This is a genomic window from Microbacterium sp. oral taxon 186 str. F0373 (assembly GCF_000411455.1).
Taxonomy (GTDB): Bacteria; Actinomycetota; Actinomycetes; order Actinomycetales; family Microbacteriaceae; genus Microbacterium.
This window is the reverse complement of record NZ_KE150458.1, coordinates 705228-729120: the sequence shown is the minus strand read 5'-3', so window position 1 is coordinate 729120 and position 23893 is coordinate 705228. Positions and strand designations below refer to the sequence as shown.

Here is a 23893-nt window from a genome sequence, read left to right as displayed (position 1 = left end):
ACGGTCAGTGCGGTGGGCGGAGATCGCTGAGCGCGGTCGTTCCGCGGCATCCGAGCTCACCCGGCTGCAGGTACACGCGCGGCGCGTACACCCGCTCGGTCACACCGTCCACGCGACGCACGAGCACGCATCTGCTCTCGGTGCCCATCGAGGCGCCGATCGCACCGTCGGCGGTCCGGACGACCTCGAGGGGGGCGAGGTGCTCGTAGGGGCCGGTGGGCGGGCTGAGTCGGGCCAGGATGGAGCTCTCCAGCTCGCTCGTCGGGTCCGTCGCAGAGGCGTCGGCGACCACGGCGAGGATCGCGTCGGCCGCCCCCTCGGGGACCACGAAGACCGGAAAGGTGTCGGGCGGCGGTGTCACCGATCGCGCCCCGTCCGAGCAGTCGATCGTGCGAACCGAGGGGGGATCGCTCCACGGCCGATCCTGAGCGACCGGGCCGTATCTCGTGAAGTCGACGGCGTAGCACGACGTGCTCGACACGGTCTCGGCGGACCACATGCCGGTGCTGCGCGCGGTCATCTCGACGCGGAAGGACAGCGTGCCCAGCGGGTCGATCGGCTTCTGCGCGGTCTGCGGGGCGATGCCGATGAGGGTGATCTCGCTGCGGTCACCCGCGGCTTGCGCAGCCAGCCGCGCCCATCCGTCGATGTCGGACGCCTGCCGATGTGAGATCTCGCCGATGAGCCCCGCGACCGCGTCGCGTGCGGCCGCGTCCGCTGCGTTCTCATGGGCCACGCACCCCGTCAGGAGGATGACCGAGATCGCACCGGCCGCGGCGCTGCCGATCATCCGCGATGCGCGTCGTGTCATGGCGCGATCCTACGCATCCGTAGATGCGGGTCGCGGCATCCGCTCAGCTCGCGCGTGCGGCGACGAGATCGAGGAACAGCTCGTGGAACCGCGTCTCCCCCGACACCTCGGGGTGGAACGCGGTGCCGAACAGCGCTCCCTGCCGGACGGCGACGATCGCTCCGTCCGGAAGGGAGGCCAGCACTTCGACGGCCGGTCCGGTCTCCACCACCCGCGGCGCGCGGATGAAGGTGGCGGACACCGGCTCATCGAAACCCGCGACCGTGAGCTCCGTCTCGAAGGAGTCGATCTGCGAGCCGAAGGCGTTGCGCTGCACGGTGATGTCGATCCCTCCGAAGGTTTCCTGTCCGCGGATGCCGTCGGCGATGCGGTCCGCCAGCAGGATGAGCCCGGCGCACGTGCCGTACGCCGGCATCCCGCCTGCGAGGGCCTCACGGATCGGCTGCTGCATACCGAACGTCCGCGCCAGCTTGTCGATCACGCTGGACTCGCCGCCCGGGATCACGAGCCCCGAGACGGTTGCGAGCTCCTCGGGGCGGCGCACCGCGACGACCTCCGCGCCCAGCGTCTCCAGGGCCCGGACGTGCTCGCGGACATCCCCCTGGAGGGCGAGGACGCCGACCCGAGGCATCCCCGTCGTCACCATCCGCGCTCGGCGAGCCGGTGCGGGGCCGGCAGGTCGGCGACGTTGATGCCGACCATGGCCTCGCCGAGGCCGCGCGAGACATCCGCGATGACCTTCGGGTCGTCGAAGAACGTGGTCGCCTTCACGATCGCGGCGGCACGGGCGGCCGGGTCGCCGCTCTTGAAGATCCCTGAGCCGACGAAGACGCCGTCGGCGCCGAGCTGCATCATCATCGCGGCATCGGCGGGTGTGGCGACCCCGCCGGCGACGAACAGCACGACCGGGAGCGTGCCGGTCTCGGCGATCTCGGCGACGAGCTCGTACGGTGCCTGCAGCTCCTTGGCCGCGACGTACAGCTCGTCGCGGGACAGCGCCCCGAGCGCGGCGATCTCGCCGCGGATCTTGCGGATGTGCTTCATGGCCTCCGACACGTCGCCGGTGCCCGCCTCCCCCTTGGAGCGGATCATCGCCGCCCCCTCGGTGATACGTCGCAGCGCCTCGCCGAGGTTGGTGGCGCCGCAGACGAACGGAACGGTGAAGTTCCACTTGTCGATGTGGTTCACGTAGTCGGCCGGTGAGAGCACCTCGGACTCGTCGATGTAGTCCACGCCGAGCTCCTGGAGCACCTGAGCCTCGACGAAGTGGCCGATGCGCGCCTTCGCCATGACGGGGATCGATACGGCCTCGATGATGCCGTCGATCATGTCGGGATCGCTCATCCGTGACACGCCGCCCTGGGCGCGGATGTCGGCGGGCACGCGCTCGAGGGCCATGACGGCGACGGCGCCGGCGTCCTCGGCGATCTTCGCCTGATCGGGGGTGACGACGTCCATGATGACGCCGCCCTTGAGCATTTCGGCGAGTCCGCGCTTGACGCGGGACGAGCCGGTGACGGGAGTGGACACGGGTTTCTCCTTCGGGTGTGGACGTCGCTCGGTGCGGCGGAGCGGGATGCCGCAGCTATTGGCCTAGGCCAAAACGTAGCATGTCCTGTCACATACACTGATCACCGTGAACGCCGTCCCCGATGCCTCCTCCGTGCTGCGCATCGCCGGGGCCACCGCGACCGATATCGCCGACAGCGTGCGACAGAGGATCGAGCGCGGCGAGCTGGCGCCCGGCTCGGCACTGCCCCCGGTGCGAACCCTCGCCGACGAGCTGGGGGTCAATCGCAACACCGTCGTGTCCGCGTATCGTCTGCTGACGCAGGCCGGGCTCGTCGAGGCCCGCGGCCGCGCCGGCACGCGCGTCGCTGAACGCACCCCCGTGGCGCAAGAAGGCTTCGCACGCGGCACGGTGCTGCGCGACCTCGCGGCGGGCAACCCCGACCCGGCACTCATCCCCGATCTGCATCCAGCCCTCAGTCGCATCGCGGGTCGGCCGGTGCTGTACGGCGAACCCGTCATCGACCGCGACCTGGCAGCGTGGTCCGAAGAGTGGATGCGGGCCGCCGTCGGAGACGACCGCGCGCTGCGTCTCACGATCACGGGCGGCGCCTCCGACGCGATCGAACGTCTGCTCGCCCAGACGCTGACGCGCGACGATGCCGTGGCTCTCGAGGACCCGTGCTTCCTCGCGAGCCTGAACACGGTTCGCCTCGGCGGTTACCGCCCCATCGCCGTCCCCGTCGACGATGAGGGCATGACCGTCGCCGGGCTCCAGGCCGCGTTGGATGCCGGGGTGCGCGCCGTGCTGCTCACTCCTCGCGCTCAGAACCCCACGGGGGCGAGCCTCAGTGCCGAGCGCGCTGCGGCGCTGCGCACACTGCTGGCCGACCACCCGTATGTCCTCGTCATCGAAGACGACCATTTCTCGATGCTGTCGGCGCAGCCCTTTCACTCGGTGATCTCCGCGTCGCATCGGCGCTGGGCGCTCATCCGGTCCGTCTCGAAGTTCCTGGGGCCCGACATGTGTCTCGCCGTGGTCGCCTCCGACCCCGACACGGCCGAGCGGCTCGCTGAGCGCCTCAATCCGGGCGCGACGTGGGTCAGCCACCTCCTCCAGCGCGTGGCGCTCGAACAGCTCACCGATCCGGACGCCGTCGCGGCGGTGGCAGCGGCATCCGCCCACTACGCCGCGCGCAACCGCGCGGCCGCCGCGGCGTTCACCGCGGCGGGCGTCCCGGTGGTCGCGGGCGACGGTCTGAGCCTCTGGGTGTCGCTGCCGGTTCCGGCGCGCGCGGCATCCGAGCAGCTCATGCGTCGCGGATGGCTCGTGCGTCCGGGCGACGAGTTCGTGCTCGAAGGCGCGCGCGCCGCCCGCCATCTGCGCATCACCGTCCACGACCTCTCGGACGCCGATCTCGCGCGTCTGGCCACCGACCTGGCCGCGGCGATCCCCGCCGCAGCCGCGACCTCGAAAGCAGGATGATCGCCCGATGAAGATCCTCTCCATCCAGTCCGCCGTCGCGTACGGCCACGTCGGCAACTCGGCCGCCGTGTTCCCGCTGCAGCGCATCGGCGTCGAGGTGCTGCCGGTGTACACCGTGAACTTCTCCAACCACACCGGTTACGGCGCCTGGCGCGGTCCGCTCATCGCCCCCGACGACGTCCGCGACGTCATCACGGGCATTGAGGAGCGGGGCGTGTTCGGGGAGATCGACGTCGTGCTCAGCGGCTATCAGGGCGGGGAGGGCATCGCGGACGTCATCCTCGATGCGGTGGCGCGCGTGAAAGCGGCCAATCCTGCGGCGGTGTACTCCTGCGATCCCGTGATGGGCAACGCCAAGAGTGGGTGCTTCGTCGCTCCGGCGATCCCCGTGCTGCTCCGCGATCGCGTCGTGCCGGCGGCCGACATCATCACGCCCAACCAGTTCGAGCTCGGCTTCCTCACGGAAACCGAGCCGACGGACCTCGCCTCGACGCTCGCGTCGGCGGATGCCGCGCGCGCGATGGGCCCGCGCACCGTGCTCGTCACGTCGGTCGAGCGTCCGGATGCCCCCGAAGGCACGATCGAGATGCTTGCCGTGACCGATGACGGCGCGTGGATCGTGCAGACGCCGCGCATCCCCATGAAGGCGAACGGGTCGGGCGACGTCACGGCGGCGTTGTTCACGGCCCACTATCGTGCGAGCGGCGACGCCGCAGATGCGCTGGCGAAGACCGTGTCGAGTGTGTACGACCTACTGCAGACGACGTTCGACTCCGGGCAGCGCGAACTGCAGCTGGTCGAGGCGCAGGAGTTCTACGCCCACCCGCGCCTGCAGTTCCCCGTCACCCGGGTGCGCTGAGGTTCGGCGTTTCGACTCGGCGCTGCGCGCCTCGCTCAACGACCGGGACTTCGCGCCCTTCCCCGGTCGTTGAGCGAGCGCAGCGAGTCGAAACGCCCTGCCTGGTCAGACCAGCTCGTATGGCCAGCGCACACCGAGCTCGGGCGAGATCGCATCCAGTGCGGCGAGGGTGCGCTCCACGGCGGCATCATTCGCCTCGTCGAACTGCTCGAGCGCGTGCAGCACGTGCCCCACCATCAGCCACTGCGTGATCGAGAGGTGCATCGGCGCGAAGCGCGACACGGCCCGTTCGCCGTCGACGTGGTCGAAGAACCAGACGTCGCCACGCGGACCGAGCCACCACTCATCGCCCTGGCCGTTGTCGCCGACGAGCACCCATCCCCGTGGCACCTCGAGGTCGACCCAGTACAGCGGGTCCTGACGCTCGCGCGTCTCTGCCTCGGCGCGGCGAGCGTCGAACGCGGTGATGTCTCCGCACAGCTCCACGGTGGATGCCGGGAGCGTGCGCAGGCGCCGCGCGTCGACCGTGAACGGTGCCGCGCCGTCGTCCGGACCGCCCGGGCTCACGCCGTCGGCCAGGCGGCCGCGACGGCCTCGCGGACCTCGCCGAGCAGCTGCGGCAGGGCCTTCGTACGCGCGATGATCGGGAAGAAGTTCGCGTCCGAGCTCCACCGCGGAACGATGTGCTGGTGCAGGTGCTCGTCGACCCCCGCGCCGGCGACCGCGCCCTGGTTCATGCCGATGTTGAAGCCGTCGCAGCGCGAGACCTCGCGGAGCACCCGCATCCCGGTCTGTGTGAGAGCGCCGATCTCGGCGACCTCCTCCGGCGTGGCCTGGTCGTACGTCGCGATGTGGCGGTACGGGCACACCAGCATGTGACCCGAGTTGTACGGGAAGAGGTTCAGCAGCACGTAGGACGTGACACCGCGGTGGACGATGAGCCCCTCGGCATCCGACTTCTGCGGCGCGGCGCAGAACGGGCAGCCCGAGCCCCGGAGGGCATCGGCGCCCGTGTTGATGTAGGCCATGCGGTGCGGCGTCCAGAGCCGCTGGAAGGCGTCGGGGACGGCCGCGAACGTCGCGGCGTCCTCGAGGGCGGCGTCGGCGTTTCGACTCGCCTCCGGCTCGCTCACCGACCGGGCCCTCTCACGCCAGGTCCTCGGCGGTGTTGACGAGCAGCTTGCCGGCGATCGCGGCGACGATCTTGTCGATCGCCTCATCCACCGGGATGCCGTTGGTCTGCGACCCGTCACGGAAACGGAACGAGACGGTACCGGCGGAGCGGTCCTGCTCCCCCGCGATCAGCTGCAGCGGCACCTTCTGGGTGGTGTGCGTGCGGATCTTCTTCGGCATCCGATCGTCGGAGTGGTCGACCTCGGCCCGCACGCCCGCGGCCCGGAGGCGCGCGACGATCTCATCGAGGTAGGGGGCGAAGTCGTCCGCGACGGGGATGCCGACCACCTGCACGGGAGCCAGCCACACGGGGAAGGCGCCGGCGTAGTGCTCGAGCAGGATCGCGAAGAAGCGCTCCACCGAGCCGAACAGAGCACGGTGGATCATCACGGGGCGGTGCTTCTCGCCGTCGGGGCCGGTGTACTCGAGCTCGAACCGCTCGGGCTGGTTGAAGTCGAGCTGGATGGTCGACATCTGCCAGGTGCGGCCGATCGCGTCGCGCGCCTGCACCGAGATCTTTGGCCCGTAGAAGGCGGCGCCGCCCGGGTCGGGCACGAGCTCGAGCCCGGATGCCTCGGCCACCTCGCGCAGGGTTTCGGTCGCCTCCGTCCAGAGCTCGTCGGCGCCGATGAACTTCGGGTTGCCGTTCTCCTTCGTCGACAGCTCCAGGTAGAAGTCGTTCAGGCCGTAGTCGCGGAGGGTCTGCAGCACGAAGTCGAGGCTGTGGGTGAGCTCGCCCTTGACCTGGTCGGCCGTCACGTAGATGTGGGTGTCGTCCTGGGTCATGCCGCGCACGCGCGTGAGGCCCGAGAGGGTGCCGCTCTTCTCGTAGCGGTACACCGACCCGAACTCGCTGAGGCGCAGCGGCAGCTCGCGGTAGGAGCGGCCGCGCGAGCGGAAGATCAGGTTGTGGAACGGGCAGTTCATGGGCTTCAGGTAGTACTCCTGGCCCTCGCGGCTGACGTGACCGTCGGCATCCACGACCTCGTCGAGCACCATCGGCGGGTACATGCCGTCGGCATACCACTGCAGGTGGCCGCTCGTCATGAACAGGTCGCCCTTCGTGATGTGCGGCGTGTTCACGACCTCGTAGCCGCTGGCGAGCAGGCGCTCGCGCATGTAGCGCTCGATCTCGTAGCGGATGATGCCGCCCTTGGGGTGGAACACGCTGAGTCCGGGGCCGATCTCGTCGGGGAACGAGAAGAGGTCGAGCTCCTTGCCGAGCTTGCGGTGGTCGCGCTTGGCCGCCTCTTCCAGACGCTGCTGGTACGCGCGCAGCTCGTCCTTCGTGGGCCACGCGGTGCCGTAGATGCGCTGCAGCTGCGGGTTCTTCTCGCTGCCGCGCCAGTAGGCGCCGGCGACGCGAGTGAGATCCCAGCCGTTGGCGACATAGCGGGTGCCGGGAACGTGGGGCCCGCGGCACAGGTCGCGCCAGACGACCTCGCCGTCACGGTTCACGTTCTCGTAGACCGTGAGCTCCCCGGCGCCGATCTCTGCGGAGGCACCCTCGGCGGCGTTCGCCCCGGAGCCCGGGCCACCAGCGAGCGAGATGAGCTCGAGCTTGAACGGCTCGTCTGCCATGAGCTCTCGCGCCTCGGTCTCGTCGACCACGCGGCGGACGAAGCGCTGGTTCTCGCGGACGATGCGCTCCATCTCCTTCTTGATGGCCTTGAGGTCCTCGGGAGTGAACGGGTCGACGTTACCGAAGTCGAAGTAGAAGCCGTCGGTGATCGGCGGGCCGATGCCCAGGTTCGACTGCGGCTTGATGCGCTGCACGGCCTGGGCCATCACGTGCGCGGTGGAGTGGCGCAGGATCGACAGACCGTCGGCGCTGTCGACCAGTACGGGCTCGACCGCGTCATCGGCCGTGACGACCGTCGAGAGGTCTTTCAGGTCGCCGTTGACGCGCAGAGCGACGACGGAGCGGTCGGGGAACAGGGCGAAGCCGTCGGCGGGATAGGTCACGTCCGCCGCGGGTGAGACATCGGTCAAGGGAAGGTCTCCAGAAGAGGGATCGGATGGGGTGCTCAGCTTCGGGCGCCGTGCGCCCTGCCCGCTCAGGCCCAGATCGTTCGTACGCCGGGCGTGTGCGCGCCGGTCGCGAAGGCGGTGATCCGGCTCAGTTCCATATGTGCAGTCTATCGCCGCACGGGACGGGTCGATGAGGGTCCATGATGGATGCCGTGATGCTTGCCGTGATTGGAGCGGTGCTCCTGCTCCTGGGCGGCGCAGCCGTCGTGTTCGGAGTTCTTCCGCTGGATGCGGCGCTGGAGATCGGCGACCGCGTGTGGCCGATCCTCCTGTTCGTCGTCGCCGTGACGATCGTCGCCGAACTCGCCGCCCGGGCCGGCGTGTTCGACGCCGCCGCAGCGCGCCTGGCGCGACTGTCGCGAGGTCGGGTGATCCTGCTGTGGCTCATGGTGGTGGCGTTCGCCGCCGTCGTGACGGCGTTCCTGTCCTTGGACACCACGGCCGTGCTCTTGACGCCGGTGGTCGTCGCGGTCGCCCGCGCCAATGGGCTCTCGCCGATGCCCTTCGCGTTCGCGACCGTGTGGCTGGCCAACACCGCGTCGCTGTTCCTGCCGGTCTCCAACCTCACCAACCTGCTCGCCGCGCATCGGCTCGGCGATCTCGACGCGCTCGGCTTCCTGGGCCTTCTGGGACCGTCGGCGATCATCGCGACGGTCGTCACGGTGATCCTGCTGTGGCTCACGAACCGGCGCGATCTGCGGGGTCGTTTCACACCCGCCCGTCCGCTCCGGGTGTCCGACCCCGTGCTGCTGCGGATCTCGGCCGTCGTCCTCGTCGTCATGATGCCGCTGCTGGTCATCGGCATCGCACCGTGGATGCCGGCATTGGGCGCCGCCGTCGTGCTCACGATCGTCTTCGCGTGGCGCTCGCCGACCGCCCTGCGCTGGGAGCTCGTGCCGTGGCAGCTGGTCGTTTTCGCCTCGGGGCTGTTCCTCGCCGTCGGTGCGGCGGAGGCCCTCGGCTCGGGACTGCTCCTGGCCGCCGCGACCGGCTCGGGTGAAGATCTCCTTTCCCTCTGGCAAGTCGCGGGCGTCGGCATGCTGGGAGCGAATGTCGTCAACAACCTGCCGGCCTATCTCGCCCTGGAGTCGGCGGCCGGCTCCCCCGTGCGCCTCGCCGCGCTGCTCATCGGCGTCAACGCGGGACCTTTGATCACCCCGTGGGCCTCGCTGGCCACACTCCTGTGGCACGAGCGTCTGCATGCCGTCGGCGTGGACGTCCCGTGGAAGCGCTACATCCTGTGGGGCCTCGTCGTCGCGCCGGTCACCGTCGCGCTCGCCGTCATCCCGCTCGCGTTGCACTGACGACCGCTCACGGAGATGCCCTCTCGGCTCAGGCGACGGTGAGATCGACCTGGATCTCCCCCGCGAGGGCTTCGAGTGCCGAGGTGAGCGTCTCGGCATCCGCTGCGGCCGGCAGGCTGACGGTGACGGTCGCCTCGAACAGTGTGCCCCCGGACATGGGTGCGTCGAGGGTGCGGCTGCGGAACGTGTCGATGCTGAGCGCGTGCGCGGCGATGGCGGCGGTGACGTCGCGGACGATGCCGGGGCGGTCGTTGCCCAGGACGGTGAACGAGACGGTGTGAGGCGCGTCGGCGGATGCCGCCGCCGGCGCGTCGTGCGTCGTCACACGCAGCAATCCGTCGAGGCCGCTGAGGGCGCTCGTGAGGGCCCGCTGCTGGTCGTCGGGCACCGCGACGAGCACGATGCCCGCGAACGCGCCGGCCAGCTCGGCGAGTTCGCTCTGCTCCCAGTTGCCGCCGTGATCGGCGATGGTGCGGGCGAGAGCGCTGACGAGTCCGGCACGATCGTCGCCGACGACGGTGAGCACGAGGTGGGCCATGCGGCGAGCCTAACGCTCAGGCTGCGGCGGGTGCGAGGGTCGCCGCGCGACGCCACGCCGGACGCCATGACGTCCTCTCGGATCGGGTGTGGCTACGGTGAGAGGGTGAACGGTCTGGGGACCATCACGATCGCAGAGCAATCCCCCGAGATGAACTGCGCAAGGCGGGACGTCAGATGCAAACGTCCCGCCTTTTCGTTGCCTCGCGGGATCGCAACACCCTATGGTGATCGTGATGGCCTGGGGGTCATCGAGTTCCACTTTCGATAGCTGATGCGAGCTATGGAGAGGCGGGTCGCAGTGCCGCGTCCCGCCTCTCTGCGTTTCCGGCTCTGCCCATGGTCCCGGCGCGGTCTGCACACGTTGCGCCGCACCTTCCGGGCACAAAAAAACCCCGGCTGACCGGGGTTTCTTCGGTGCGCGATACTGGGATCGAACCAGTGACCTCTTCCGTGTCAGGGAAGCGCGCTACCGCTGCGCCAATCGCGCCTATACAGGCTTGTTCAGTTATGAGGCGAGGTGGCGACGGGATTCGAACCCGTGTAAACGGCTTTGCAGGCCGGTGCCTAGCCGCTCGGCCACGCCACCGTGTGGATTAACCGTGTGGTTTGACCCCACGTGCCGTGATCGTTTCGAAAAACGATCCCTGCACTCGAGCGGATGACGAGACTCGAACTCGCGACCCTCACCTTGGCAAGGTGATGCGCTACCAACTGCGCTACATCCGCATGCTTCCTGGTTGCCCCGGGAACTTGATCGACTTTAGCCGACTATTTCGCCATCGCAAAACCGAGCGCCGCCCGCGCGTGTCTCGCGGTCTGGGCGGCCGCAGGATTCGTGTCAGCGCCCGGCATCCGGTAGCATCGAGTCTCGGCCCGCACGGGTCTTGGGCGATTGGCGCAGTTGGTAGCGCGCTTCCTTCACACGGAAGAGGTCATCAGTTCGAGTCTGGTATCGCCCACCACGAAACCCCCGGCCCCGCCGGGGGTTTCTCTATTCACGGCGAACCGCCGGACGCCCGGCGGCGCTGACGCGTAGCGTCACGATCGTGAGCGTATCCCCCGGCATCCGCGTGACGCTGGCGGTCGTCGCCCTCTTCAATCTGGCATCGGCCGTCGCCGGGTGCGTGCTCCTCGTGCTCGTGGGCGGCGACCGTGTCGGAATGCCGCACGAGTGGCTCGAGCGCACGCCCTTCTCCTCGTGGGTGTGGCCGGGACTCATCCTCGGTGTCATCGTCGGCGGCTCTCAGCTGCTGGCGATCATCGCGCAACGAAGGCGGTGCGTCGTCGCATGGGGGCTGCACGCGGCATCCGGGCTCGTGATGATGATCTGGATCTTCGTCGAGATCGCCCTGCTGCTGGTCTGGTCGCCGATGCACGGCATCTACTTCACGACCGGGCTCCTGCAGACTGTGCTCGCCGTTCTCGCCCTCGGGGCCTGGCCGCGGCCGCTCCTCGCCCGGATGCCGAGACGATCCCGCACCGGCACGGGAAACACGGCCGATACGTCCGCCTGACACACTGGCGTGATGACCACCGCGCGGATCATCATCCTGTTCGTGCTCGCGGCGATCGCCGAGATCGGCGGGGCCTGGCTCATTTGGCAGTCGGTCCGTGAGAACCGGGGGTGGCTGTTCGCCGTGCTCGGGGTGATCGCCCTCGGCGGCTACGGGTTCGTCGCGGCTTTCCAGCCCGACGCACACTTCGGGCGTGTGCTCGCGGCGTACGGTGGAGTCTTCGTCGCCGGCTCCCTTGCCTGGGGAATCGTCATCGACGGCTTCAAACCCACGCTCTGGGACTACATCGGCTCGGCTGTGGCGCTCCTCGGAGCCGCGATCATCATCTTCGCCCCCGCACTCCAGCGCGGGGCGGAGTAGCCGGCACCGGGTGCGCCGGGCCGCTCAGACCTCGCTCAGCCAGCCGTAGCGACCCTGAAGTGCCGCGGCGACCCCCGCGAACCGTCGACGGTCCAGGGCTGCGGCCTCGCGTCGCATCCCGCGCACGTGCACGCTGTAGAGCTGCTCGATATCGACCCACGACGGCCGGCCCTGCGAGTCCCACGCCCCGGTGCCGATGGAGAGGTAATCACGGTCGCCGTCGTGGGCCTTGCTGGTCAAACGCACCGCGAACACCCGGTCGGCGCCGTCGTGGCCGATCACCAGGACGGGGCGGTCCTTGCCGCGCCCGTCGTTCTCCTCGTACGGCACCCAGGTCCACACGACCTCCCCGGCATCCGGAGCCCCGTCACGCTGTGGGGCGTATCTGATCGTCAGACCGCCACGCGCCGGCGGGCGGACCTCGCGTGTCGCCGTCTGTCCGTCCTGACCGGGGCTGAGCGTCGTGGGGGCGGTGGGCCGCGACGGCCCCGGCGTCCTCGCGGGCGCCGAGGGGCGGGAGCGGCCACCGAAGAGGCCGAGAATCCCCCGGACGAGCGATGTCAGAGTGCCGCGTCCGTCGCGAGATGCCATGGCTTCACGCTACCAATCGCTGTCGGATGTGTTCGCACACGCCGAAGGGGCGCCGGATCGTGAGATCCGACGCCCCTTCGAGGGATTCGTGTCAGTCGACGAGCGCGTAGCCCTCTTCACCGTGCACGACGGTGTCGATGCCGGCGATCTCGTCCTCGTTCTTGACGCGGAAGCCGATCGTCTTCTCGATGATGAAGCCGAGCACGTAGGCGACCACGAAGGAGAACACCAGCACGGTGACGGCAGCGATCGCCTGGAGGATCAGCTGGTCGGCGTTGCCGCCGAGGAACAGGCCCGTGCCCGTGGCGAAGAAGCCGAGGTACAGCGTTCCGATCAGACCACCGACGAGGTGGACGCCCACGACGTCGAGCGAGTCGTCGAAGCCGAGACGCCACTTGAGCTCCACCGCGAGGGCGCACACCGCGCCGGCGATGACACCGAGCAGCAGCGACCAGCCCGGTGCCAGGTTGGCGCAGGAGGGCGTGATGGCGACGAGACCCGCGACGGCACCCGAGGCGGCGCCCACGGCGGTCGGCTTTCCGTCCTTCAGCTTCTCGACGATCGCCCAACCGAGGATGGCGGCAGCGGTCGCGCCCAGCGTGTTCAGGACGATGAGGCCGGCAGGCGATCCGACCCCGGCGATGCCGGAGAGGATATCCCCCGAGGTGCCCTCGGGGGCAGCGTAGAAGGCCGCGGCGCCGGCGTTGAAGCCGAACCAGCCGAACCACAGGATCGCAGCTCCCAGCATCACCAGCGGCACGTTGTGCGGCTTGTGGATGCCCTTCTGGAAGCCGACGCGCTTGCCGAGCACCAGCGCGAGAGCGAGGGCGGCGGCACCGGCGTTGATGTGGACAGCGGTTCCACCGGCGTAGTCGATCACCTCGGTCGAGAAGCCCAGCGTGGTGCCGAGGTTGAAGATCCAGCCGTTGGTGTTCCACACCCAGCCGGCGACGGCGAAGTAGTCGATCGTCGCGAAGAAGAACGCGAAGATCATCCACGAGCCGAAGCGGGCGCGGTCGGCGATGGCGCCGGAGATGAGGGCCACGGTGATGATGGCGAAGGTGGCGCCGTAGGCGACGGCCGTGAGGTTCACGGTCGCGTTCTCACCGGTCGCCATCGCGCCGAGGCCGAAGTCGGAGAAGGGGTTGCCCAGGATGCCGCCCCACCAGTCGGCGGTCTGCATGTTGTATCCGTAGAGGATCCAGAGCACCGCGACGAGACCCATCGCGCCGAAGCTCATCATCATCATGCTGATGACGCTCTTCGCCTTGACGAGGCCGCCGTAGAAGAAAGCCACGCCCGGCGTCATAAAGAGCACGAGAGCCGTAGCGGCGATATACCAAGCGAGATTTCCGCTGTCCATGAAGGTCCTCACTGATGTGTTGTGTAACTCGGACCGGGGCGTCGCGGTTTCGGGGTCGGGACGTCCCAGCGCACTCAGTGTTGCGGTACGCGGTTACCGCCGGTACCCGCGTCGTGTTTCGCGCTCGTTACGGCCGACGCGCCCAGGTAAACATCACGTTTCGGCGCGGCATCCGTCGCCCGTGAGAGCGGTCAGGAATGCGTGAGTGCATTCAGGCGGGAGATCGCTCGCAGGTACTTCTTGCGGTAGCCGCCCGCGAGCATCTCCTCGCCGAAGACCTCGTCGAGCGGTCGACCGGTCGCGCGCACGGGAATCTGCGCGTCGTACGCCCGGTCCACGAAGGCGACGAATCGCAGCGCCGCGGACTGGTCCTGCAGCGTGACGACATCGCGTAGGCCGATCGTCGACAGGTTCTCGATCAGCCGCACGTAGCGCGACGGATGCACCGTCGCGAGATGGCGGATCAGTTCGGCGAAGGCGTCGTCCGAGACGACACCGGATGCCGCGGCGGCATCGATCGCCGCGCGATAGGCATCGTCGTCCCACACCTCGGCGTGCCCGTCGAGGGCGCGCTGACGGTAATCGGTGCCGTCGATGCGGATGGTCTCGAAGCTCGACGCCATGGCGTGGATCTCGCGAAGGAAGTCCTGCGCGGCGAACCGCCCTTCGCCGAGCGCATTGGGCGGCGTGTTCGACGTCGCCGCGAGCCGTGTGCCGGTCGGGACCAGCTCCCCCAGCAGCCGCGTCATCACCATCGTGTCGCCCGGATCGTCGAGCTCGAACTCGTCGATGCACAGCAGGTCCGCACCGCGGAAGAGCTCGACCGTCTTCTGGTACCCGAGTGCTCCGACCAGTGCGGTGTACTCGATGAACGACCCGAAGTACTTCCGCCGCGCCGGCATCGCATGGTAGATCGCCGCCAGCAGGTGGGTCTTGCCGACGCCGAAACCGCCGTCGAGATACACGCCCGGCTTCATCTCCGGGACCTTCTTCGCACGACGGAAGAGTCCTCCGCGTTCTGCCGGTCCTCCGCCCAGGCTGAACGAGATGAGTCGCTCCTTCGCCTCCTGCTGCGAAGGAAACGCCGGGTCGGCGCGATACGTGTCGAAGGTGGCGCCGTCGAACTGCGGCGGCGGTACCAGCGCGGCGACCATCTCGGCACCGGACACCGCCGGCTGGCGATCGACGAGGCGGATCGTGCCGGAGCCGGTGGATGTCATCGTTCTCCCTCGTCGACCGGCGCCGGCGCGGGCACCAGATCGTGTGTGCGCAGCCAGTCGCCGATCGCGTCGGTCCAGCGCTGCTGGTCGTAGTTCCAGAGCTTCGTGTGACGCGCCGTGCGGAACACCTGCAACTCGACCAGGTCGGGTCGGGCATCGGCCAGGCGGTGCGAGGCGCTGGATGGGACGAACCCGTCGTCATCGCTGTGCAGGATGAGCACGGGATGGCGCAGTTCTGCGGCACGCGCCACGATGTCGAGTCGGTCGAGCGGAATCGCTCCGTCGGCGCCGATCGCGGGCGCCGCCCATCCCGTGCGCAGTGCTCCCATCGCCAGATCGGTGACGGGCGCGGGCACGTGCAACGCCTTGGCCTGATAGGAGAGGACGGTGCGCCAGTCCACCACCGGCGAATCGAGGATGACGCCGACGATCTGCTCTCGGTGCGCGGAGCCGAGCGACGTCTGCAGCGCGATCGCGCCGCCCATCGACCAGCCCATGAGCACGATGCGGCGGGCGCCGTGTCGCAGAGCCCAGCTGACGGCGGCATCCACATCGCGCCACTCGGTCGCGCCGAGCGCGTAGGCTCCGGCACGGCTGCGCGGAGCGTCGCCGTCGTTGCGGTACGACACGACGAGCGACGTGATGCCCAGAGCATGGAACACCGGCACGGCACGCAGGCATTCGGCACGCGTCGTGCCGCGTCCATGGATCTGGATGACCCAGGTCTCGTCGTCGAGGTCGCTCGACGGCTCTGCCGGGAACAGCCACGCCGGGCAGGCGCCGATCGCCGCCGGCACGTGCTCGCGCGTGAACGGCAGATGCAGTTCCTCCGGGCGCTGGTAGTACCAGCCGCTGAACGCCGCGTCGGCATCGAGGCTCGACTGACCGCCGACCTGCGTGAGCAGCTTCCGCTTGACGGTGTCGCCGTCGCTGGCCAGCACCGAGCCCACCTTGAGATAATCGGCGGAGCCGGTCGTGAACAGGCCGTAGCGTCCGGGCAGCACCGTGTCGGGCGTGCGCGCCAGCGTGATCGTCTGCGCGGGCACGTCGATGTCGACGATGCGCGTGTCGGGGACGCGCCGTGACGGGGTGACCACTCGCCGTGCCATGCGCAGTGCGACGGCGAAAGCCATCGCGGCCGTCGCGAACAGGGCTGCAGCGAGGGAGAGGGCTAGCATCCGCAGGGTGGCCGGAGCGCCGATTCGTAAGGCGCCGAGGGCGGCGCGCCTGGGTGCCTTCATCGTGGGCCCATCCTAGTCTGTGACCGTGGATGACACCCGTCCCGCCGCTGAGACACCGGCCTTCGCACGCGCCGCAGAGCAGCTGCGGTCCCTGACTTTCCGGTCTGACTTCTCCGTGCGCGAGATCGCCGCTCCGACGAGTCTCGCCCCGGAGGCGATCGCCTTCGCGGGTGACGTCCGTCCGGATGCGGACGGGCTGGATTCGCCCTACGGCACCGGGCGCTTCGTCCTCATGCACGACCCTGCCGAACCGGACGCATGGGGTGGGCCGTGGCGTATCGTGTGTTTTGCGCAAGCTCCACTCGAAGCCGAGATCGGCGTCGACCCGCTGCTCGCGGACGTTGCCTGGTCGTGGCTCGTCGATGCGCTCGAGGCGCGCGGCGCGGCCTTCCATTCGGAGTCCGGTACGGCGACCAAGACCCTGTCGAAGGGGTTCGGTTCGCTCGCCGCCGAGGGCGACGGGGCGCAGATCGAATTGCGGTCGTCCTGGACGCCCGCCGGTGACCTGATGGCCCACATCGAGGCGTGGGCGGAGCTCGTGTGCATGTTGGCGGGATTGCCGCCGGGATCAGAGGGCATCGCCGTGTTCGGCTCGCAGCGGGGTGCATCAGGAAGGGGAACGCGTGGCTGAGTACGACGTCATCACGGATGCCGCCGGCCTCGCCGCCGCCGCCGACGCGCTCGCCGCGGGCACCGGCCCGGTGGCCGTCGACGTGGAGCGCGCATCAGGCTTCCGCTACTCGCAGCGGGCGTATCTCATCCAGGTGTACCGGCGCGGTGCCGGCGTCTTCCTCGTCGACCCTCCTGCGGTGGGCGATCTGTCGCCGCTGCAAGAGGCGATCGGAGACATCACCTGGATCCTCCACGCCGCCAGCCAGGACCTGCCCTCCCTTCGGGAGGAGAACCTCGAGCCGCCTCAGATCTTCGACACCGAACTCGCCGCCCGTCTTCTCGGGCATGAGCGCGTGGGCCTCGGCGCGGTCGTCGAGGACACGTTGGGAATCACCCTCGCGAAGGCGCATTCCGCGGCGGATTGGTCGACGCGTCCGCTGCCTCAGCCCTGGCTCGAGTACGCCGCGCTGGATGTGCTGCACCTCGTGGATGTCTTCGAGGTGCTGCGCGACGAGCTCGAGGAGCAGGGAAAGACCGACATCGCGGCTCAGGAGTTCGAGACGGTGCGTACGCGGCCCGTGAAGCCCGCTCGCGAGGAGCCCTGGCGGCGCCTCAGCGGTCTGCACACCGTCCGCGGTCGCCGAGCGCTGGCGATCGCGCGAGCCCTCTGGATCGCCCGCGAGGAGTACGCGCGTGAGCAGGACACCTCGCCCGGTCGACTCGTTCCCGATCGCGCTCTGGTGGCCGTCGTCATCGCCGACCCCAAGACGAAGCAGGATCTGGCGCGCGTCAAGGACTTCACTGGCCGCGCGAGCCGCAGTCAGCTCGACCGGTGGTGGGCCGCGATCGAGGCCGGCCGCGCCGATCCCGCGTTGCCCGCGGAGCGCGCCTCCGGCGATGGAATGCCGCCTCCGCGGGCATGGGCGGAGCGCAACCCGGCGGCGGACCTCCGGCTGAAGGCGGCGCGCCCGCTCGTGGAACAGCTTGCCGTCGACCTGCGGATGCCGACGGAGAACCTTCTGACCCCCGACACCCTGCGGCGGGTCGCGTGGGCTCCCCCGGCCGAGATCGATGCGGCATCCATCGGCGAAGCGCTCGCGGCCCATGGCGCGCGTCCGTGGCAGATCGAGACGACGGCGAGGGTCATCGCCGGCGCGTTTGTCGAATCCGTGCAGACCACCGAGGCTGCCTCCGACCTCGCGTCGTAGAATCGTTCCAAGCGTTTCCGTGAGACTGAGTTTCACCGTACGCTGGACTGAATCTCAACCCTTGGAGGCAGTGTGGCCGAGCTCTCGGACGTCTACTTCGTCGATGGAATGCGCACCCCGTTCGGTCGCGCCGGCGAGAAGGGCATGTACTGGAACACCCGCGCGGACGACCTCGCCGTGAAGGCGACGATCGGACTGATGGCGCGGAACACCGCGGTTCCCGCCGACCGGGTCGACGACGTCGCGATCGCCGCGACGAGTCAGACGGGCGAACAAGGCCTCACGCTCGGGCGCTCCGTGGCCATCCTCGCAGGCCTTCCGCAGACCGTGCCGGGCTTCGCGATCGACCGGATGTGCGCCGGCGCCATGACGAGCGTCGCCATGATGGGCGCCTCGATCAGCGCCGGCATGTACGACGTCGCCCTCGCCGGCGGTGTCGAGCACATGGGCCACTACCCCATCGGCGGAAACGCCGACCCCAACCCGCGGTTCGTGGCCGAGAGGATGGTCGACCCGGGTGCGCTGAACATGGGCGTGACGGCCGAGAGAATCTTCGACCGGTTCCCGCAGCTCACCAAGGAGCGCTCCGACCGCTTCGGCATGCTCAGCCAGCACAAGGCGCAGGCCGCATACGAGGCCGGCAAGTTCCAGCCCGATCTGGTGCCCGTCGCGGTGAAGGATGCCGAGGGCAGCTGGGGCCTGGCGACGGAGGACGAGGGCCGTCGCCCGCAGACCACGATGGAAGACCTCGCCGCGTTGAAGACCCCGTTCCGTCCCCACGGGCGGGTCACCGCCGGCACGTCCTCACCGCTCACGGACGGGGCGACGATGTCGCTGCTCGCCGGGGGCGGCGCCGTCAAGGAACTCGGTCTCACCCCGAAGATGCGCATGGTCTCGTTCGCCTTCGCCGGAGTGCAACCGGAGATCATGGGCATCGGCCCGATCCCCTCCACCGAGAAGGCGCTCAAGAAGGCGGGTCTGACCATCGCCGACATCGGGCTGTTCGAGCTCAACGAGGCCTTCGCGGTGCAGGTCATCTCGCTTCTGGATCACTTCGGCATCGCCGACGACGACCCGCGCGTCAACCAGTGGGGCGGGGCGATCGCCCTCGGCCACCCGCTGGCCGCGTCGGGCGTGCGCCTGATGATCCAGCTCGCCGCGCAGTTCGCCGAACGCCCCGACGTCCGCTATGGCCTCACGGCCATGTGCGTGGGGCTCGGCCAGGGCGGGTCGGTCATCTGGGAGAACCCGCACTACAACGGTCGCAAGCGCTGAGAGGACGACGGACATGACGAACTACGACGAGATCGACTTCTCCCCGCTCACCGCACTCGCAGACGGTGAGGTCGTGACCCACTCGCGCGTGCGTGACATCACGTTGCCCTCGGGCAAAGTGCTCGCACTGATCACGCTTGACAACGGTCGCGACCACACGCGCCCCAACACCCTCGGGCCGGCGACCCTCACCCAGCTCGGAGAGACGCTGGCGGCACTCAAGGCCCGCGCAGCCGCCGGCGAGATCCAGGCCGTCGGCATCACGGGCAAGCAGTACATCCTCGCCGCCGGCGCCGATCTCTCCGACATCACTCGGGTGGGCTCGAAGGACAACGCCCGACTGGTCGCGCAGCTCGGCCACAAAGTGCTCGGCTCGCTCGGCGATCTCGGGGTGCCCTCCTTCGCCTTCGTGAACGGCCTCGCTCTCGGAGGCGGCCTGGAGATCGCGCTGAACTCGACGTACCGCACGGTCGATGCCTCGGCAGCCGCGATCGCGCTGCCCGAGGTGTTCCTGGGCATCATCCCCGGCTGGGGTGGCGCGTACCTGCTGCCCAACCTGATCGGCATCGAGAACGCGCTCGAGGTCGTCATCAGCAACCCGCTCAAGCAGAACCGCATGCTGAAGCCGCAGCAGGCGTTCGACTACGGGATCGTCGACGCGATCTTCCCCGCGGCGACCTACCTCGAGAGCTCCCTGGCCTGGGCCGACGCGGTGCTCACGGGCGCCGTCAAGGTCGAGCGCAAGAACGAGCCGGGCAAGATCGAGCGCCTCACCAAGTGGCCCATCGCCATCAAGATGGCCCGCGGCATGCTCGAATCCAAGATCGGCACCGTCCCCCGCTCCCCCTACGCCGCGCTCGAACTGCTCGACAAGGCCAAGAGCGGCACGAAGGCCGAAGGCTTCGCGCGGGAAGACGAGGCTCTGGCCGATCTCGTCACGGGCGATCAGTTCGCGGCATCCATGTACGCTTTCGACCTCGTACAGAAGCGGGCGAAGCGACCCGTCGGCGCCCCCGACAAGGCACTCGCGAAGAAGGTCACGAAGGTCGGCATCATCGGTGCCGGACTCATGGCGAGCCAGTTCGCCCTGCTGTTCGTGCGCAAGCTCCAGGTGCCGGTGCTCATCACCGACCTGGATCAGGCTCGCGTCGACAAGGGTGTCGCCTACATTCACGACGAGATCGGCAAGCTCGAGGCCAAGGGCCGCCTCGATGCCGATGCGGCGAACAAGCTGCGCGCGCTCGTGACCGGGACGACCGACAAGAGCTTGTACGCCGATTGCGACTTCGTCATCGAGGCCGTCTTCGAGGAGGTCGGCGTCAAGCAGGCCGTCTTCGGTGAGATCGAGAAGATCGTCGCCGAGGATGCGATTCTCGCGACCAACACCTCGTCGCTGTCGGTCGCGGAGATCGGCTCGAAGCTCGCGCACCCCGAGCGGCTCGTCGGATTCCACTTCTTCAACCCGGTCGCGGTCATGCCGCTGATCGAGATCGTCAAGACGTCGGACACGACGGATGCCGCGCTGTCGACCGCTTTCGTGGTGGCGAAGGGCCTCGGCAAGAACGCGGTGCTGACCGCGGATGCCCCCGGCTTCGTCGTCAACCGTCTTCTGGCCAAGGTCATGGGCGAGGCGGCCCGCGCCGTCTATGAGGGCACTCCCGTCGCGGATGTCGAGAAGGCGTTCGCGCCGCTCGGCCTGCCGATGGGGCCGTTCCAGCTGATCGATCTCGTCGGCTGGAAGGTCGCTGCGCACGTCCAAGACACGATGGTCCATGCGTTCCCCGACCGCTTCTACGCGAACGAGAACTTCCATCAGCTCGCAGAGCTGCCGGAGGTCGTCGAGAAGGACAAGGGCGGACGGGTCACCGGTTTCACCAAGGCCGCCGAGAAGGCGCTGAAGGGGCATGTTGCGTCGACCCCGGCATCCGCCGACACGATCCTGCGCCGCGTGCAGGACGGCTTGGCCACCGAGATCAAGCTGATGCTCGACGAGGGTGTCGTGCCCGAGGTCGAAGACATCGACCTGTGCCTCATCCTGGGCGCCGGCTGGCCGTTCATCGACGGCGGCGCCTCACCCTACCTCGACCGCGAGGGCGCGTCGGAGCGGGCGTTCGGCGACACCTTCCACCACCCGCCGATTCGCGGTATCGGCGCCTGACATACTGCCGGATCCGTCGTCACGGATCCGGACGAACGCAACGGAATCGGATGCCGCACCTCGCGGCATCCGATTCCGTTCTTCATGTCCGCGTCCGGTGGCGACGCCGGGGCAGGCTCAGCGCGAGGGCTGTGCCGCCCGCACGCGCAGATCGCGGGCGAGGCCGTCGCGCTGCTCGATCACGAGACGGCGGAGGGCCCCCGGCGCGTCCGGGTGATCTCGCAACCAGGCGTCGGCGGCGTCGAGCGACGGGGATGCCGGGAACAGGCCGATCACCAGGCGACGGGCGATCTCGATCGACCGTGACTGCCAGGTGGGCAGGATACGTGCGAAGTAGTCGTCGTCGAAGTCGGCGACCAGGTCACGGCGTCCGCCCGCGCGCACGCCGGCGATCGTGGCATCGAGGTGATCGTTGGTCAGCGTCTCGTCCTCCCACGCCGCATCCCATGCCGCGGCGCGCACGGCGGCCGCGGGGTGCGCCGTCCGCGCGGTCCGCGCGGCCACGCGTCCCGACGCGGTGTCATCGGTGCGCAGCTCGCGTGCGATGTCTGCCTCGTCGGCGTCTCCGCTCGTGGCGAGGGCGATGAGCCACGCCCAGCGGAGCTCGGGGTCCAGCGGCGGACCCGCCGGCGGCGGGATGGCTCCGGACAGCACTGCCCGCAGGTCGGCGGCGCGGTCGCCGCAGACCGATGCCGCGGTGCCCACCGTGCGTGCCCAGATGAGCTGAGCGTCAGAGCCCGGTGTCGCGTGGCTCAGCGCATTCCACGCCGTGTCCAGCCACTGCGCGGCCAGCGGGGCGCGGTCATCATCCGCGGCGAAATGGCCGATCGTAAACGCGGCGCGGGCCGTCGCATCCGTCAGCAGCGCCGCATCCGTCTCCTCCGGCGCATGGCGCGCGACGATGTCGATGTAGCGCCGCGCGGGCAGGATGCCGTCGCGCGTCGCATTCCACAGTGCCGCCCAGATCACGGCGCGCGCGAGCGCGTCGTCGATCGTCGACAGACCGCGGGCGACGGCCGCGGTGGACGCGGCATCCAGACGGACCTTCGCATAGGTGCGATCGTCGTCGTTGGGGACGACGAGGACGACGTCATCACGCCGGGCCCCCTCGAGCGGCGTGCGCGGTGCGACGACATCGGTCGCGATCTCGCCGCGGCGCACGAGACGCCCGCCCGCGTCGCCGTACAGCCCCACGGTCACCCGGTCGGGGCGTACCGTCGAGACGGCCAGCTCCAAGCCGTCCGACGTGCGCTCGGCACTGAGCTCGGTGACACCGGTCGTCTGCAGCCACGCTGCGCTCCACGCCGCCAGATCACGCCCCGACGCCTCCTCGAGAGCCGTGAGAAGGTCGGGGAGGGTCGTGTTGCCGAAGGCGTGTCGGGCGAAGTAGCGCTGCGCTCCGCGGAAGAAGGCCTCCTCCCCCACGAAGCCGACGAGCTGCTTGAGCACCGACGCGCCCTTTGCGTACGTGATGCCGTCGAAGTTGAGCTTGGCGGCTTCCAGATCAGGGATATCGGCGACGATCGGGTGCGTGGTGGGCAGCTGGTCCTGCGTGTATGCCCATCCCTTGCGCCGGGTGGCGAAGCTGACCCACGCGTCCGGGAAGCCCCCCACGGCCGCGGCAGCACGCGTGCCCATGTAGTCGGCGAACGACTCCTTCAGCCACAGGTCATCCCACCACCGCATCGTCGCCAGATCGCCGAACCACATGTGGGCCATCTCGTGCAGGATCGTGTTCGCGCGGGCTTCGTGCTGAGCGGTCGTCGACGCACCGCGGAACACGTACGCCTCGGTGAAGGTCACCAGTCCGGGGTTCTCCATGGCCCCGAGGTTGTACTCGGGGACGAAGATCTGGTCGTACTTCCCCCAGGGGTACGGGAAGTCGAACGCGTTCTCGAAGAACGACAGCCCCTGTCGGGTGATGTCGAGGATCTCGTCGGCGTCCAGGTGAGCGGCGAGCGACGCGCGGCAGAGCACACCGAGAGCGATGGGGGCCTGCGTGCCGCGATGCGTGCCGTTGACGCGATGGTAGGGACCCGCGGCGACGGCGGTGATGTAGCTCGACAGCGGCAGCGTCTCGGTGAAGTGCACGCGCACTCCCCCGGCGACCTCGTCGCGCGAGGTCTCAGCGCCGTTGGACAACACCTCCCAGCCCGTCGGGGCGGCGACGGTGAAGCGCCAGCGCGCCTTCATGTCCGGCTGCTCGAAGCACGGGTAGACGCGACGGCAGTCGGCAGGCTCGTACTGGGTGTACAGATAGGTGGCGTCATCGACGGGGTCGCGGAAGCGGTGCAGACCCTCACCGGACGTGCTGTACCGCGCCGTCGCGTGAATGCGCACCACATTCGGCGTCGTCGCGTCGGCCACGAGTCCCCGCAGACGGATGCGCGCACCGTCCCACTCGACCGGTTGCGCACGGTCGTTGACGATCACCTCGATGACGCTCTCACCGATGAAGTCGACCCACGTGGTGTCGGTCACTGCCGTGAACGCGAACGTCGACCGCGTGGGAAATGTCGTCGCCGCGGCATCCGGGGCTGAACGCAGGTCGAGGTCGACCTCGACGGTGTGCAGTCGGATGCCGGCGGCGCGAGCCGCCGTCTCTTCGCGAGTGAGGTTGGCGGAACTCATTGCTCCA

The 23893-nt window shown here is 69.2% G+C and carries 21 protein-coding genes and 4 tRNA genes; 10 read left to right on the top strand and 15 right to left on the bottom strand.

Annotated elements, in window-relative coordinates; all coding sequences use genetic code 11:
* Positions 1-4: 4 nt before the first annotated feature.
* The 3 genes from HMPREF1529_RS13635 to pdxS are packed head-to-tail and all read right to left on the bottom strand — an operon-like array spanning position 5 to position 2341.
* Positions 5-811, bottom strand: coding sequence for a hypothetical protein (locus HMPREF1529_RS13635; protein WP_016465238.1), 807 nt, complete (start codon positions 809-811; stop codon positions 5-7).
* 43 nt (positions 812-854) lie between these two features.
* Positions 855-1457 carry a pyridoxal 5'-phosphate synthase glutaminase subunit PdxT gene (gene pdxT, locus HMPREF1529_RS13630; RefSeq protein ID WP_016465237.1) on the bottom strand — a complete coding sequence of 201 codons (603 nt, stop codon included), beginning with the start codon at positions 1455-1457 and terminating at the stop codon, positions 855-857.
* Positions 1451-2341, bottom strand: coding sequence for a pyridoxal 5'-phosphate synthase lyase subunit PdxS (pdxS, locus tag HMPREF1529_RS13625; RefSeq protein WP_005049522.1), 891 nt, complete (start codon positions 2339-2341; stop codon positions 1451-1453). Before pdxS ends, pdxT begins: the two co-directional genes overlap by 7 nt.
* Before the next feature lie 106 nt (positions 2342-2447).
* Here pdxS and HMPREF1529_RS13620 point away from each other — a divergent pair, with 106 nt between their 5' ends.
* Positions 2448-3806, top strand: coding sequence for an aminotransferase class I/II-fold pyridoxal phosphate-dependent enzyme (locus tag HMPREF1529_RS13620; protein WP_016465236.1), 1359 nt, complete (start codon positions 2448-2450; stop codon positions 3804-3806).
* 7 nt (positions 3807-3813) lie between these two features.
* On the top strand, positions 3814-4665 hold the full coding sequence (gene pdxY / locus HMPREF1529_RS13615) for a pyridoxal kinase PdxY (protein WP_016465235.1): 852 nt from the start codon (positions 3814-3816) through the stop codon (positions 4663-4665).
* Between the two features lie 105 nt (positions 4666-4770).
* On the opposite strand, the gene HMPREF1529_RS13610 is transcribed toward pdxY, so the two are convergent.
* The 3 genes from HMPREF1529_RS13610 to thrS are packed head-to-tail and all read right to left on the bottom strand — an operon-like array spanning position 4771 to position 7830.
* Positions 4771-5232 (bottom strand): SMI1/KNR4 family protein, encoded by a 462-nt coding sequence (locus HMPREF1529_RS13610; protein WP_016465234.1) that lies wholly within the window; start codon positions 5230-5232, stop codon positions 4771-4773.
* Complete coding sequence (locus HMPREF1529_RS13605) at positions 5229-5798, bottom strand: HIT family protein (protein ID WP_016465233.1); 570 nt, start codon at positions 5796-5798, stop codon at positions 5229-5231. Before HMPREF1529_RS13605 ends, HMPREF1529_RS13610 begins: the two co-directional genes overlap by 4 nt.
* Before the next feature lie 13 nt (positions 5799-5811).
* Positions 5812-7830 carry a threonine--tRNA ligase gene (thrS, locus tag HMPREF1529_RS13600; RefSeq protein ID WP_016465232.1) on the bottom strand — a complete coding sequence of 673 codons (2019 nt, stop codon included), beginning with the start codon at positions 7828-7830 and terminating at the stop codon, positions 5812-5814.
* A gap of 182 nt (positions 7831-8012) precedes the next feature.
* On the opposite strand from thrS, the gene HMPREF1529_RS13595 reads away from it, so the two are divergent.
* Positions 8013-9173: an SLC13 family permease gene (locus HMPREF1529_RS13595; RefSeq protein ID WP_016465231.1), complete on the top strand. Its 1161-nt coding sequence runs from the start codon at positions 8013-8015 to the stop codon at positions 9171-9173.
* A 28-nt stretch (positions 9174-9201) separates the two neighbouring features.
* On the opposite strand, the gene HMPREF1529_RS13590 is transcribed toward HMPREF1529_RS13595, so the two are convergent.
* The 4 genes from HMPREF1529_RS13590 to HMPREF1529_RS13575 all read right to left on the bottom strand — a co-directional run bounded on the left by HMPREF1529_RS13590 (position 9202) and on the right by HMPREF1529_RS13575 (position 10439).
* Complete coding sequence (locus HMPREF1529_RS13590; RefSeq protein ID WP_016465230.1) at positions 9202-9711, bottom strand: glycine cleavage system protein R; 510 nt, start codon at positions 9709-9711, stop codon at positions 9202-9204.
* Positions 9712-10128: 417 nt separating this feature from the next.
* Positions 10129-10200 (bottom strand) — tRNA-Val (locus HMPREF1529_RS13585).
* A gap of 28 nt (positions 10201-10228) precedes the next feature.
* Positions 10229-10299, bottom strand: a tRNA-Cys gene (locus HMPREF1529_RS13580).
* A gap of 67 nt (positions 10300-10366) precedes the next feature.
* Positions 10367-10439 (bottom strand) — tRNA-Gly (locus HMPREF1529_RS13575).
* A 160-nt stretch (positions 10440-10599) separates the two neighbouring features.
* Here HMPREF1529_RS13575 and HMPREF1529_RS13570 point away from each other — a divergent pair.
* The 3 genes from HMPREF1529_RS13570 to HMPREF1529_RS13560 all read left to right on the top strand — a co-directional run bounded on the left by HMPREF1529_RS13570 (position 10600) and on the right by HMPREF1529_RS13560 (position 11587).
* A tRNA-Val gene (locus HMPREF1529_RS13570) sits at positions 10600-10675 on the top strand.
* Positions 10676-10759: 84 nt separating this feature from the next.
* Complete coding sequence (locus tag HMPREF1529_RS13565; RefSeq protein WP_016465229.1) at positions 10760-11227, top strand: hypothetical protein; 468 nt, start codon at positions 10760-10762, stop codon at positions 11225-11227.
* A 12-nt stretch (positions 11228-11239) separates the two neighbouring features.
* On the top strand, positions 11240-11587 hold the full coding sequence (locus tag HMPREF1529_RS13560) for a YnfA family protein (protein ID WP_005049513.1): 348 nt from the start codon (positions 11240-11242) through the stop codon (positions 11585-11587).
* Between the two features lie 24 nt (positions 11588-11611).
* On the opposite strand, the gene HMPREF1529_RS13555 is transcribed toward HMPREF1529_RS13560, so the two are convergent.
* The 4 genes from HMPREF1529_RS13555 to HMPREF1529_RS13540 all read right to left on the bottom strand — a co-directional run bounded on the left by HMPREF1529_RS13555 (position 11612) and on the right by HMPREF1529_RS13540 (position 16002).
* A complete protein-coding gene (locus HMPREF1529_RS13555) occupies positions 11612-12178 on the bottom strand; it encodes a type II toxin-antitoxin system PemK/MazF family toxin (RefSeq protein ID WP_005049512.1) in 567 nt (188 codons plus the stop codon).
* Between the two features lie 91 nt (positions 12179-12269).
* A complete protein-coding gene (locus HMPREF1529_RS13550; protein ID WP_016465228.1) occupies positions 12270-13541 on the bottom strand; it encodes an ammonium transporter in 1272 nt (423 codons plus the stop codon).
* 191 nt (positions 13542-13732) lie between these two features.
* Positions 13733-14761 carry a cell division protein ZapE gene (gene zapE / locus HMPREF1529_RS13545; RefSeq protein WP_016465227.1) on the bottom strand — a complete coding sequence of 343 codons (1029 nt, stop codon included), beginning with the start codon at positions 14759-14761 and terminating at the stop codon, positions 13733-13735.
* A complete protein-coding gene (locus tag HMPREF1529_RS13540; protein ID WP_016465226.1) occupies positions 14758-16002 on the bottom strand; it encodes an alpha/beta hydrolase family protein in 1245 nt (414 codons plus the stop codon). The genes zapE and HMPREF1529_RS13540 overlap by 4 nt, the downstream gene beginning before the upstream one ends.
* Before the next feature lie 25 nt (positions 16003-16027).
* On the opposite strand from HMPREF1529_RS13540, the gene HMPREF1529_RS13535 reads away from it, so the two are divergent.
* From HMPREF1529_RS13535 to HMPREF1529_RS13520, 4 genes are all read left to right on the top strand, one after another.
* Positions 16028-16633, top strand: a complete 606-nt coding sequence (locus tag HMPREF1529_RS13535) for a DUF3000 domain-containing protein (protein WP_016465225.1) — start codon at positions 16028-16030, stop codon at positions 16631-16633.
* Positions 16626-17822 carry a ribonuclease D gene (locus tag HMPREF1529_RS13530; protein ID WP_016465224.1) on the top strand — a complete coding sequence of 399 codons (1197 nt, stop codon included), beginning with the start codon at positions 16626-16628 and terminating at the stop codon, positions 17820-17822. Before HMPREF1529_RS13535 ends, HMPREF1529_RS13530 begins: the two co-directional genes overlap by 8 nt.
* 72 nt (positions 17823-17894) lie before the next feature.
* On the top strand, positions 17895-19097 hold the full coding sequence (locus HMPREF1529_RS13525) for a thiolase family protein (protein WP_005049503.1): 1203 nt from the start codon (positions 17895-17897) through the stop codon (positions 19095-19097).
* A gap of 13 nt (positions 19098-19110) precedes the next feature.
* Positions 19111-21255, top strand: coding sequence for a 3-hydroxyacyl-CoA dehydrogenase NAD-binding domain-containing protein (locus HMPREF1529_RS13520; protein ID WP_016465223.1), 2145 nt, complete (start codon positions 19111-19113; stop codon positions 21253-21255).
* Between the two features lie 117 nt (positions 21256-21372).
* Here HMPREF1529_RS13520 and pepN read toward each other — a convergent pair whose 3' ends face one another.
* Positions 21373-23886 carry an aminopeptidase N gene (gene pepN / locus HMPREF1529_RS13515; protein ID WP_016465222.1) on the bottom strand — a complete coding sequence of 838 codons (2514 nt, stop codon included), beginning with the start codon at positions 23884-23886 and terminating at the stop codon, positions 21373-21375.
* Between the last annotated feature and the right edge of the window lie 7 nt (positions 23887-23893).